Source organism: Nannocystis exedens, assembly GCF_002343915.1.
GTDB lineage: Bacteria > Myxococcota_A > Polyangia > Nannocystales > Nannocystaceae > Nannocystis > Nannocystis exedens.
Genome location: NZ_NETK01000001.1, coordinates 7,183,210 through 7,195,806, shown reverse-complemented (window position 1 = coordinate 7,195,806; position 12,597 = coordinate 7,183,210). Strand labels below are relative to the sequence as shown.

The 12,597-nt window shown below is 73.7% G+C and carries 7 protein-coding genes; 5 read left to right on the top strand and 2 right to left on the bottom strand.

The window, feature by feature from the left end; all coding sequences use genetic code 11:
- Positions 1–41: 41 nt before the first annotated feature.
- Positions 42–2,309 carry an RCC1 domain-containing protein gene (locus NAEX_RS28330; RefSeq protein ID WP_096330603.1) on the top strand — a complete coding sequence of 756 codons (2,268 nt, stop codon included), beginning with the start codon at positions 42–44 and terminating at the stop codon, positions 2,307–2,309.
- A gap of 349 nt (positions 2,310–2,658) precedes the next feature.
- On the opposite strand, the gene NAEX_RS28325 is transcribed toward NAEX_RS28330, so the two are convergent.
- Complete coding sequence (locus NAEX_RS28325; protein WP_143140352.1) at positions 2,659–3,939, bottom strand: hypothetical protein; 1,281 nt, start codon at positions 3,937–3,939, stop codon at positions 2,659–2,661.
- A 553-nt stretch (positions 3,940–4,492) separates the two neighbouring features.
- Here NAEX_RS28325 and NAEX_RS28320 point away from each other — a divergent pair.
- The 3 genes from NAEX_RS28320 (at position 4,493) to NAEX_RS28310 (ending at position 8,211) form a co-directional block, all read left to right on the top strand.
- Positions 4,493–5,257 carry a hypothetical protein gene (locus NAEX_RS28320; RefSeq protein ID WP_143140351.1) on the top strand — a complete coding sequence of 255 codons (765 nt, stop codon included), beginning with the start codon at positions 4,493–4,495 and terminating at the stop codon, positions 5,255–5,257.
- Between the two features lie 75 nt (positions 5,258–5,332).
- Positions 5,333–6,796 carry an NCS1 family nucleobase:cation symporter-1 gene (locus NAEX_RS28315; protein WP_096330600.1) on the top strand — a complete coding sequence of 488 codons (1,464 nt, stop codon included), beginning with the start codon at positions 5,333–5,335 and terminating at the stop codon, positions 6,794–6,796.
- A gap of 653 nt (positions 6,797–7,449) precedes the next feature.
- Positions 7,450–8,211, top strand: coding sequence for a hypothetical protein (locus NAEX_RS28310; RefSeq protein WP_096330599.1), 762 nt, complete (start codon positions 7,450–7,452; stop codon positions 8,209–8,211).
- A gap of 92 nt (positions 8,212–8,303) precedes the next feature.
- Here the strand turns inward: NAEX_RS28310 and NAEX_RS28305 are convergent, their stop codons facing one another.
- Complete coding sequence (locus NAEX_RS28305; protein ID WP_170136074.1) at positions 8,304–9,287, bottom strand: peptidyl-prolyl cis-trans isomerase; 984 nt, start codon at positions 9,285–9,287, stop codon at positions 8,304–8,306.
- A gap of 547 nt (positions 9,288–9,834) precedes the next feature.
- Here NAEX_RS28305 and NAEX_RS28300 point away from each other — a divergent pair.
- Positions 9,835–12,366 carry an SIR2 family protein gene (locus NAEX_RS28300; protein WP_143140349.1) on the top strand — a complete coding sequence of 844 codons (2,532 nt, stop codon included), beginning with the start codon at positions 9,835–9,837 and terminating at the stop codon, positions 12,364–12,366.
- The last annotated feature ends 231 nt before the right edge of the window (positions 12,367–12,597 follow it).

Below are 12,597 nucleotides of genomic sequence, written 5' to 3'. Positions count from 1 at the left end.
ATTTGCGGCCGCCCGCGGCCCGGCCCGGGCATACTCGCCGCATGCGCCGCTCCCCGCGCGCCCTCGGCCTCGCCGCGGGCCTCCTCGCCCTCGCCGCCTGCGCCACCGGGCCGCGCGGCTACCCGACCGCCAAGCCGACGACCCCCGCCAAACCTGGCTCTTCGAACACGTCCCCCGGGACAGGTCCTTCGCAACCTGTCCCGAACAACACCGGCCCCGACCCGGCCGTCGCGGTCGCCGCCGGCGGGTCGCACACCTGCGCGGTGCTGCGCTCGGGCGCGGTCGACTGCTGGGGCCGCGGCGGCAGCGGCGAGCTCGGCGACGGCAACCTGCGCGACAGCCCGCGCCCGGTGCGGGTGGTCGGCCTCGGCGACGTCGTCCAGCTCGCGCTCGGCGACCAGCACAGCTGCGCCCTCGTGCGGGGCGGCCAGGTCCAGTGCTGGGGCAGCAACGCGGCCGGCCAGCTCGGCGACGGCGCCGGCCGGCCCGGGGCCCAAAGCGCCCGGCCGGCCGCCGTCCGCGGGATCACCGACGCCGCCGCGATCGCGGCCGGCCCGAGCCACACCTGCGCCGTGCGCAAGACCGGTCAGGTCGCCTGCTGGGGCGACAACCGCCACGCCCAGATCGGCGACCTCAGCCGCCAGGTGTGGGTCTCGCCCGCGCTCGTCCCCGGGGTCACCGGCGCGGGCGAGGTCGTCGCCGGCGCGCGCCACAGCTGCGCGAGAGTACAGGGCGGAAAGGTCATGTGCTGGGGGACAGGTTCCCACGGACAGCTCGGCGACCGCGGCAGCGCCCGCGCCCCCGGCCCGGTCCCCGGGGTCGACGGCGTGCAGGCGCTCGCGGCCGGCCAGGGTCACACCTGCGCGCTCAAGGCCGCCGGCGGCGTGCTGTGCTGGGGCGCGGGCTTCGGCAAGAACCCGGTCGAGGTCGGCGGCGTCGCCGGGGCCGTGGCCCTGACCGCCGGCGAGGCCCACACCTGCGCCCGCACCGGCGACGGCGGCGCGCGCTGCTGGGGCGACAACGCCAACGGCCAGCTCGGCGACGGCACCGCCGAGGACCGCAAGGCCGCGACCGCGGTCGTCGGCCTCACCCAGGCGGTCAGCATCGCCGCCGGGGCCGATCACACCTGCGCCGCCCAGCGCAACGGCGGCGTGGTCTGCTGGGGCAGCAACGGCGCCGGCGCGCTCGGCAACGGCGTCGCCGGCGAGGAGACCGAGGGCGTCGCCGTCAGCGTCCGCAACCTCACTGGCGTCAGCGAGATCGCCAGCGGCGACGACTTCACCTGCGCCCTGTCCGGCGGCTCCGTCCTCTGTTGGGGCGCCGGCAACATGGGTCAGCTCGGCGACGGCTCGCAAGCCGACCGCGGCGGCGCCGACGACGTCAGCGGCATCGACGACGCGGTCCAGATCGCTGCCGGCCGCAACCACGCCTGCGCCCGCCGCAAGAGCGGCGCCGTCGCCTGTTGGGGCCAGAACGGCCGCGGCCAGCTCGGCGACGGCAGCAAGCAGGCCCGCACCCGCCCCGTCGCGGTCGCCGGCCTCAACGACGCGGTCGAGATCGGCGCCGGTCGCGACCACACCTGCGCCCAGCGCAAGTCAGGCCAGGTCGTGTGCTGGGGCCGCGGCGCCGAGGGCCAGGTCGCCGTCGGCAAGATCGAGGACGCCGACCGGCCGACGATCGTCAACGGGTCGTTCGGACAGGTCACGCAGTTCGCCCTCGGCGAGGTCCACAGCTGCGCCCTGCAGTCGAACCGGATCCCGCTGTGCTGGGGGCAGAACCGCTGGGGTCAGCTCGGCAACCTCGCCGGCGTCGGCACCCAGACCGGCCAGGCCGTGGTCCCGGTGATGAAGCTCTTGCCCGCCGAGGAGCTCGCCGCCGGCGCCCTGCACACCTGCGCGCGCACCACCAACAGCGAGGTCTGGTGCTGGGGCAACACCGACGACGGCCAGCTCGGCGCCGGCCTCACGATCGCCTCGGTCGCGCGCGTGCGGGTCAAGGACGTGCGCGGGGCGATGGCGATCGCCGGCGGCGAGGCCCACGCCTGCGCCGCGGTGGCCGGCGGGCAGATCTACTGCTGGGGTCGCGGCAACGCCGGCCAGCTCGGCGACCGCGGCACCCAGATCCAGCGCTTCCCCGTCGCCGGCCCGCGCATCGACGGCACGATCCGCCTCAGCGCCGGCTCCGAGCACACCTGCGCCCTGCGCCAGAACGGCCGCGTGCTGTGCTGGGGCAGCAACCAGCGCGGCCAGCTCGGCGGCGGCGCCGGCAGCCAGTCGACCACCCCGACCCCCGTGGTCGACATCCCATGACATGTCCTCCGCGACATGCCCTGATGCGATGTCTCGAAGAACCTGCGCTTCGCGCCGCCGCATGTACATGCCCTCAAGGACATGTCTCTTCGGTCTTACGCCCCCCTGCACTCCGGCCCGCTGCCGGGCGCACGCGCGAGCCGACGCGAGCACACCGACGCTCGCCGACCCGCCCTCGCGCGCGACATGCCCTTCAGGACATGCCTGCACGCCGGTTTGCTATCGGGCGCACGCGCGAGCCGACGCGAGCGCGCCGCCGCGAGCCGACCCGCGCGCGGCGATACATGTCCCTCAGGACATGCCTCCCAGCACCGCGCCCCGCTGTCGCCTGCCCGCGTGAGGCGAGGTCTCAGCGGTTGTGAGGCCGCTCGCTGACCCACCGGAACCCGCGGGTCATCAGCTCGGTGTGGTCGAGGTCGACCTTGCGCACCCGCGCTGCGATCGCCGCCTCGCCGAACTTCCCCGTCAGCTCGAGCACGTCCGGGGCCGGCTGCGCGAACTGCAGCACGTGCTCCACCGGGGGCTCGCCGTGCTCGCTGAGCGTGATCGTCCCCGCTGCCGGATCGGTGGCGAAGCCGAAGAACTCGCGCTCGCCCGTCATCGGCCGCACCAGCGCGTACGGGAACTCGCCGACGAACAGCTGCCGCCAGCGCAGGCCGTCGTTCGGGTCGGCCGGCCGCACCGCGCCGTCGCGGCTGAACGACTCGACCTCCCACAGCCCGTACAGCGGCCCGTACGACGCCATCGCCATCATCTCCGCCACCGCGGCGCGCTGCATCACGAACGACACCGGCACCAGCAGCAGGAACAGCGCCTTGGCGACCACCCGCGCCGCCCGCAGCTTCGGCCCGAGCACCGGCGCGCTCAGGTCGGCCGGCGGCGCCGGCGTGTTGCGCACCAGCACCGCCAGCAGCCGCGGCGCGTCGTGGGCGACCACCACCACCGCCATCAGCAGCAGCAGCGACGAGTAAAGCTTCACCGGCACGTCGAAGCAGAAGTTGATCATCACCACGTTGGCCATCACCGCGCCGGCCAGGAGCCCGCCGAGCGTCGCCGTCCGCCGCCACACCAGCAGCGCGCCGGCCAGCACCTCGGCGAGGCCCGTGAACCAGCAGTAGGCCGGCGAGAAGCCCATGAACGTCCACGCCAGCCCCATCGGCGACGCGTCGCCGAACGTCTCGCCGAGCCGCAGCGCGTCCGGCGGCTGGAATTGATTGCCGCTCCACTTGGCCAGCCCGTACGAGAACATCGCCAGCGCCAGCGAGTAGCGCACGGCGATCCGCAGCCACGCGTAGAACGTCGCGTGATCGCGGCGCCCGCGGTCGATCGCCGTCCACGCGCCCGCGACCGCCGCCGCGACCACCACGAACCAGAACTGCTGCACGTAGTTCCAGGTCATGTCGCCGCTGCCGGTCTGGATCACCTCGATCGGCCCCTCGATCCCGAGCGCCGCGTTGCCGAGCACCGGCATCAGCGCGCCCCACAGCGCGAGCCATACGTCGAGGAATAGTTCGCCGATCGCCGGCACCGACCCGAGCGCGTGGGGAACGATGTTGAACAGCAGATAAAACGCCAAAAACAGGAACCCGAGCCGCCTGGCGGGGCTCCATCGGGCCGTCGTACGATCCATGGAACTAAAGTCTCCTGCCGACCTCGACAAACGCGCTCGGCCGAAGTTCCCACCGACCGCGTCTTCGCTTCGTCGCCAGGGCCGCTCGGCGGGCGGATCCTCGCCCGCATGCCTGTCCTTTTGGACATCCTCGCCTGCGGCCCCGAGCCGTGGGGCTCACCGACGCCACCACGACCTCGACCGCCGTCACCGATCCACCCACCGGCGCCCAGGCGACCACCATTTCCGACACGGTCACCAGCGACGCGACCCCCGACCTCACGACCTCGACGATCGGCGCGCCGCGACGACCACCGAGCCGGACCGGGTACCACGACCACCGGCGAGCCCGGTTTGGTCGAGTTCGCCGCCATCCACGCCCCTGGCGGGCTCGACTGGCCGGCGGTGCCCGCCGTCGCGGGCGCGCTCCCCCTCGACGTGGCGTTCACCTTCGCGCAGGCGCGCCCGCGGGTGCCCGCGCAGGAGCTCCTCCAGGCCGCCGGCCTGCCGATCGAGAGATGCGGATCGCTGCCCGCGCATGGACACGCCGCGGGCGCGCGCGCATCCTCGCGACATGCGGACCTCGATCCTTACCTTACCTGTCCTTTCGACCATCCTCGCCTGCGGCCCCGGAGCGCCGGGCGACACCGACACCGACCCCACGACGTCGAGCGCGAGCGACGGGTCGAGCGAGCCGGGCACCACCACGACCGCGAGCACCACCGGCGAGCCCGCGACCACCGACGCGCTGCCCACCACCATCACGACCATCACCACCGACACCTCGCCGACCACCCCGACCTCGGCCACCACCGACGCGCTGCCGACCACCGGCGTCGAGACAACCGACGGCGAGACCACCGACGCGACCACCGAGCCCGTCGAGACCGCGACCGGCACCACCGCCGATCCCTCGACCACGACCACCACCGGCGAGACCGACGGCGCGCCGGCTGTCGACTTCGCCGCCGAGTTCTGGGCCGGCGGCCTCGATCACCTCACCGTCCGCATGGCCGCGCTCAAGGACGACCTCTGCGTCGAGCTCCGCTTCGCTCGCCCCGGCGACGGCCCGGGCCCGCAGCCCACGCTGCCGGCCGACTGGTGGTACCAGGGCGCCAGCGTCTCGCAGGGCGCGGCCGGCTGCCTCGACTTCATGGCCCCGATGCCGCAGGCCGTCGCCGCCGCCGGCGTCGCCGGCGTCGCCGCCTGGGACACCGAGCCGTTCTGCCCGACGACGATCGACAGCATCGACCTCGTCCTCGACTTCCCGCAGGACCCGCCGTGGGTGCCCGCCCAGGTCACCGTCGCCACCGAGGCGCTCGCGGTCACCGGCTGTTGAGCTGCCGAGCGTTGTTCCGGCGCGGCGCCGGCGGCGAACGCCTGCGGCCTGCGCCGGCCTGGTAGCATCGGCTTCATGCCCACGCAGGAGCAGGACGGCCTCGTCGAGCTCACGAGCCCGCCCGACGACGACGCCCTCCGCAACGCCGACCTCGACCCGACGCCTCGCAGCGCGCGCACGTGGAACCGCTGGAGCCTCGCCGCCCTGTGGGTCGGCATGAGCGTGTGCGTCCCGACCTACGTGCTCGCGGCCTCGCTGATCAAGAGCGGCATGAATTGGTGGCAGGCCATGATCACCATCCTGCTCGGCAACCTGATCGTGCTGGTGCCGATGATCCTGTGCGGCCACGCCGGCACGCGCTACGGCATCCCGTTCCCGGTGTTCGCGCGGGCCGCCTTCGGCACCCAGGGCGCGCACATCCCCAGCCTCGCGCGCGCGCTCATCGCCTGCGGGTGGTTCGGGATCCAGACCTTCATCGGCGGCCAGGCGATGTCGCAGCTCATCGGCCTGCTGTGGCCCGCCTGGCACGACCTCGGCGGCGGCGGCACCTTCATCGGCCTGTCCTTGCCGATGTGGCTGGCCTTCCTCGGCTTCTGGCTGCTCAACGTCGTGTTCGTCTACAAGGGCACCGAGTCGATCAAGTGGCTCGAGAACCTGGCCGCGCCGTTCCTCGTCGTCGTCGGCCTCGCCCTGCTGTGGTGGGCCCAGAGCCGCGCCGGCGGCCTCGGCGTGATCCTGTCGCGCTCGCAGGCGCTCGTCCAGGGCCCGCAGGACATGTCCTCCTGGACATGGTTCGTGCAGGTGTTCCTGCCCGGCCTGACGGCGATGGTCGGCTTCTGGGCCACGCTCTCGCTCAACATCCCCGACTTCACCCGCTACTGCCGCAGCCAGCGCGAGCAGCTGCTGGGCCAGCTCTACGGCCTGCCCGCCACCATGCTGCTGTTCTCGTTCATCGGCGTCGCCGTCACCTCGGCGACCCTGATCCTCTACGGCGAGGCGATCTGGGACCCCGTCGAGCTGGTGGTCCGCATGTCCAAAGAGACAGGCTCGAACCTGCTCGCCGTCCTCGCCATGCTGACCCTCGCGGTCGCCACCCTGTCGACCAACATCGCCGCCAACGTGGTCGGCCCCGCCAACTCGCTGGCGAGCGCCTTCCCGCGGGCGCTCGACTTCCGCCGCGGCGGCCTGGTCGCCGCGGCCGTCGGCGTCCTCGTGTGCCCGTGGCTGCTGCTCGACGTCTACCAGGCCTGGCTGGTCAGCTACTCCGGCCTGCTCGGCGCCGTCAGCGGCGTGTTGCTCACCGACTACTGGGTGGTCCGCCGCACGAGGCTCGACCTCGAAGGTCTCTACCGCGCGCAGGGCCCCTACACCTACCGCCGCGGCTTCAACCCCGCCGCCATGCTGGCGATGGCCGTCGGGGTCGCCGTGGTCCTGCTCGGCAAGCTCGTACCTGCTTTCGAGTTCCTGTTCTCGGGGGCATGGTTCTCCGGCTTCGTCGCCTCCGCCGCGGTCTACCTCGCCCGCACCCGCCGGCGGTGAATCGCCACGCGTCGCCGGTCCGGAGCCTCATCGCGCCGGCGCCGGCGCTGCGATGACATCGCAGCAGCGAGCCCCGTCGCCCGCGCCATCCCGCCGATGAGCTCGCGCCCTGGCTCGTGCCGCAGCACCGAGCCGCATCGCTCGCGCCGCCGCGCCGAAGACGACGCGCTCCGGCACGCATCGCAGCACCGAGCCCCATCGCTCGCGCCGCCGCGCCGAAGACGACGCGCCCCGGCACGCATCGCAGCACCGAGCCTCATCGCCCGCGCCGCTCCGAAGACGTCACGCCCGGCACGCATCGCAGCACCGAGCCATCGTCCGCGCCATCCCTCCAAAGACGTCACGCCCCGGCACGCATCGCGGCACCGAGCCCCATCGTCCGCGCCATCCCTCCGAAGACGTCACGCATGGCCGGACGTCGCCGGTGCCGTGCCTCATCGCCCGCACCAGCGCTTCGACGGCGTCACGCTCCGCCACGCGTCTCGGCTCATCGCTCGCGCCGTCCTCGGAAGACGCCCGACCGATCGGCGCCGAATCATTCCGCGCCTCGAGCCCGCCATCGCCGCGAACCTGCCGAGTCTACCGGCTCGCGACGGAGCGAAGCACCAGCATGCGCCGCTCGACAGCCGAGCCCCGTCTCCTATACTCCCGCCATGCGAACTTACGCTTACGCGCTCCCTCTCTCCCTCTTCCTCCTCGCGCCCGGGTGCGCCACCCCGCTGTGTGGCGACAGCGGTGACTGCACCGCCACCGACACGGCCACCACCAGCGACGCCACCGGGTCCACCACCGAAGATCCGCCCGGCACCACCACCGGCACCGCCAGCGAGCCGACCTCGACTTCGAGCGAGACCGACTCCACCGCGACCGCGACCGAGGGCTCGACGAGCGAGCCCGGCACCACCGCCGACGCCACGACGAGCGAGCCCGGCACCACCGCCGACACCACCACCGGCGAGCCCGGCACCACTGCCGAGACCACGACGAGCGAGCCCGGTACCACCGCCGAAAGCACCACAGGCGAGACCACCGGCGGCCCGCTGGTCGGCGACCCGAGCACCCATGGCGAGGCCTGTGCGCCCAACGACGGGCCCGCGGTCGAGATCGAGATCGCGCTCGCCGAACGCGTTTGCGACGCCGACTGGCCCGAGGACGCCCCGCTGTTCCGCATCGTCCTGTACAAGAGCGTCGACGAGCTGCAGCTCGGCGACCACCTGCTGTTCGGCGACGCCGGCTTCGCCTGGTACGACGACGGCGACGGCACCCCCGAGAGCACCGACCAGGGCAAGGTCGTCATCACCGAGCTCACCGGCGACGGCGTGCGCGGCACCTACGAGGTCACCCTGCCCGACGACACCGTGCTGAGCGGCGCCTTCGACTCGCTCTACTGCCCGTCCGGCATCCTGTGCGGTTGAGCATGTCCGCAGGGGCATGTTTTCAAGAACATGCCCTTGCGAGCATGTCCTCGGCATCCTGCGGGCATGTCCTCTCGCACCCGCGACCGCCGTCACAGCCGCTGGTCGATGTGCGTCTTGGCCCGCAGGCTCGAGCGCAGGTCCTTGACCGCGCGGGCGAACGACTCCTGCTCGAGCTGCATGCGGATGCGCTCCTTGGCCTGGTCGAACGGCAGCACGTTGCCGGTCTCGTGGCGGACGACCTTGACGACGAGGTAGCCCTGACCGGTCTCGAGCGGGCCGACGGTCTCGCCGACGCGGGCGGCGAAGATCGCGTCCTCGATGGCCGGCGCGACCTCGCCGCGCGACAGCGTCGCCTTCGGCTCCTTGATCTGGAACTCCTGCGCCAGCGCCATCGGGTCCTCGCCCGAGCGCATGCGGCGGGCGACCGCCTGAGCCTTGGCGTAGGCGGCGTCGCGGGACTTCGCGGTCTGCTCCTCGGGCGTGAACACGAAGCGCAGCAGGTCGGCCTTGATGTCGACGCCGCGGACCATCTTGCGGTACTGCTCGCGGATCTGCGCGTCCGTCACGGACGTGTTCGCCAGCGCGCGGGTGGTCTGGTACACGAGCAGCTGATCCTTGGTGTCCTGCAGATAATCGGACCAGTTGCCGTACTGGCCGCTCTGCTCGACCGCCTCGCGCAGCTGCTTGATGTTGGAGAACCCGTTCTCCTGCGCGATCTGCTGCAGGTACCGGTCGACGTCGGCGTCGGTGATGCTAATCTGGAAGCGCTGGGCCTCCTTCTTGATCAGCTGCTGGTCGATCAGCTCGTCGAGCGCCTGCGTCCGCGCCTCGCGGGTCGCCATCTCGACCTGCTGCTGGGTCGGGTTGCGGCCGTACTTCTGCAGCGCCTCCTGCAGCAGCGGCGAGCTGGCGACCAGCGTGTCGAGCTGGCTCAGGAGGATGATCTCGTCGCCGACCACGGCGACGATCTTGTCGAGCACAAGCCCCTCCGCCGCGCGCGCCGCCCCCGAACCCACCGCCACGGAGGCGAACCCGGCGACCACGAGCGCTGCGACGCGTGCGACCCTGCGCATGCGACCCTCGTAGCACCGCCCGCCCGCCCGCACAAGGCCGCGGCCGCGGCGGCCCGCCCGCGGTCCGCCCGGCCGCGGCGGCCGAGCTGTCCTCAAAGCCAGGAATAACCGCGCCGGAGCCGTCCCGCGCGCCTCACGGCCAGGTCCGCCGGGGACGCGCGCCCGGCCCCGGGCGCGCCGACGATACCCCGCGGCGGGACCGTGGCCGGGCCGCCCGGCCTGATTTCGAGCTGTCCCAAAGACCATATTCTGCGCGACGGCGGGCCCCGCGGGCCGCGGAATGACCTGCGCCCGCGGCCTCGTCGGTCTTGCCGGCCCCCCTGCGCCCGCACGGCCGGGCCTCGTGAATTCGCGTGCAGGTCCCCCGCCGGTCGAGCCCGACGAGCCCAGCCAGGGCCGCCGCATCGCGGAGGACGGTGACGACGGCGTGGCCCCACGCTCGCCCGCGACGGCGCTCCGCCCCGACTCCTCCACGCCGCGAGGCCGCCTCGGGCAACCTCGCTCGGCCCTTGCCGGGCCCTGCCGCGGGAGGCCATCCTGGACGCGCATGAGCGTGGCCGAGCCCGAGGAGTGGGGCCCCGAGGGGCTGTGCGAGCAGTTCTGGGACATCGACCGCAAGATGCACAACCGCCGGTTCGCCTTCATCCTCGGCGCCGGCGCGTCGGTGCAGTCGGGGATCCCCGCGGCGGGCGCGCTGGTGTGGCGCTGGCTCGGCGAGCTGCACCGGCGCCTCGCTCGCGGCGGCGTGCCGCTCGAGCGCTGGGCCACCGCCGAGGCGCTGGAGATCCGCAACTTCTCGCTGGCCGACGCGGCGGCGTTCTACAGCCAGGTGTTCGCCCGCCGCTTCCGCCAGCACCCGGACGAGGGCTACGCCGACCTCGAGGACATCATGCAGGGCAAGGACCCGAGCTTCGGCTACTCGGTGCTGGCCCACATCCTCGCCGAGACCCGCCACAAGCTGGTGATCACCACCAACTTCGACAACCTCGTCGGCGAGGCGCTGTCGATCTTCACCGGCACCGCGCCGCTGGTGTGCGGCCACGAGTCGCTGGCCAACTTCGTCCACGTCGAGCCGCGCCGGCCGGTGGTCGTCAAAATTCACCGCGACCTGCTGATGGCGCCGATGAACCATGCGGCCGAGATCGCCGCGCTGCAGACGGCGTGGATCGAGCCGCTCACCCGGGTGTTCCGCGCGTACACGCCGATCGTGATCGGCTACGGCGGCAACGACGGCAGCCTCATGGGCTTTTTGAATGGGCTGCCCGAGGACGCGATCCCTGGCGGGATCTTCTGGTGCTACTACGGCCCTGCCGGCCCGCCCGGCCCGGAGATCCGCCGCCTCGTGGCGCGCCACCGCGGGGTCCTGGTGCCGATCGAGGGCTTCGACGAGCTCATGCTGCGGCTCAGCGCGCGCCTGCGGATCCCCCTGCTCGACCAGGTGATTGAGACGAAAGCCCGGGCCCGCGTCGACAACTACCGCCGCCGGGTCGAGGAGCTGCAAGCGCGCCTGTTCCCGCCGGCGCTCGCGGCCGCCGAGGCGACGCCGGGCGAACAGGACCGCGCGGACGCATTTTTCGAACCTGTCTCTCCGGCCAGCCCGCCCGCAGCCCCGCCCGTCGCTCCTCGCGAACCAGCGAGCGCCCCACCCCAGCCGCTGCCGGCCGCCTCCGCCTCCCCGCCCCCGCCGCGCCGCGGCCTCGAGTCCGCCCCCGCCCGGCCCGCCCCGGCGCTCTCGACCCGCTCATCCGGGCATCACGCGGACGGTCAGTCGACGCCTTCGAGCAGCGCTCTCGGCCCGCACGGCCAGCCTGTCGGGCCGCGCGAGGACGGCTCGCCTGTCCCTCGGAGCAGCTCGCCCGCGCTCGCTCGGCACGGCCAGCCGGCGCCTGTCCCTCCGAGCAGCTCCGCCACCCGGCGTCCGGACGGCCTGCCGGCGCCCTCGAGCGGACCGCTCGCATCTCGCCGGGACACGGACGAGAGAGCGCCCGCGAGCGGCGCGCCCGGCCCTCGTCCGGGCGGGTCGACGGCGCCGCCTGTCCTCGCGGACAGCTCGCGCTCCCCCGGCTCCGCCTCTCCGACTCGTTCGTCGGCCGGCGCCCTGCGCGGGCCGGCCGCGCCGGGCGTCGGGCTCGACGACGACGAGCTGGCCCTGCGCGACCCGGGCGGCGAGTCCGAAGCGGAACCTGTCCCTTCGGGCACCTCTCAGCTCGACGCGGGCGGAGGCGTGAATCGACGACCTGCAGCGCCCCCCGACCGAGCCGACGCGGACGACGCGATTAGATCGGCGCACGAGTTCGAGGCCGCGGCCGAGGAGACCGCCGAGACCCGCCCGAGCGACGCGGACGGACCTGTCGCCCCGCGCTCGTGGACGACGGGCCCGCTGCAGCGCCTGCCGGCCGCAGCCCGCTCCCTGCAGCGCGCGCTGCAGCAGGTCGCCGGCGAGGCCCCGGCGGTCGATCCATGGACGATCTCGCTGCAGGCGCGGGCCGAGCCGGACCGCGAACGCGCGGTCGCGCTGCTGCGCGCGGGGCTCGAGCAGTTCCCCGGCGACCGCACCCTCTCGCTCGACCTCGTCGAGCGCCTCACCGATCCGCCCACGAGGCAGTCTGTCGGCGCGGCGATCGCCACCGTCACCGCCCTGCTCGCGGCCGACCCCGACGACAAGCTCGCGCTGGCCCATCACACCCTGCTGCTCGCCTGGCTGGACCAGTTCGCGGCGGCCGGCGACGCGCTCCGGCGCCTGCGCGACGTCGTCGCCGGTCCCGACGCCAGCGCCATGGAGGTCGCCGGTCTCGCCTTCCTCGCCGGCCTGCTCCTGCGCCTGCAGGGCCGTGACGACAGCCGCGCGCTCGCGTCGTTCCAGGTCCACGTCCACGGCACCTCGCCGATCGTCGGCCTCCCGTCCGGCCTCATCGCCGACCTCGCGCGCCGCCTCGGCCCGGACTCGCGGCGCCTCTACCTCCACCTGGCCCAGCGCCTCGCCGGCTCGCTGACGGCCGACCAGCTCGCCGAACGCGAGCCCCGCCTCGCCGAGCTCCCGCCGTTCGACCCTGCGACGCTCGACGCCTTCGTGGCGTGAGCGCGGAGCGGCCGCAGGGAGGCGGCCATGTCCGAAAGGGCTCTTTTCTCCGCCGCGCACGCGCGTCGACGGCACGCGCCTCGAGAGCCGCGGCGGGCCGACTTCACCCGCCGACGCCAGCGCCCCGCGCGATCCGGTCCGGGAGCGGCTCGCGGCGCGCTCGGGACGTCTCCTCGAACATGTCCCCAAAGACATGCCCACCGATCCGACCGCCGCGGCTCGCCCCGACCG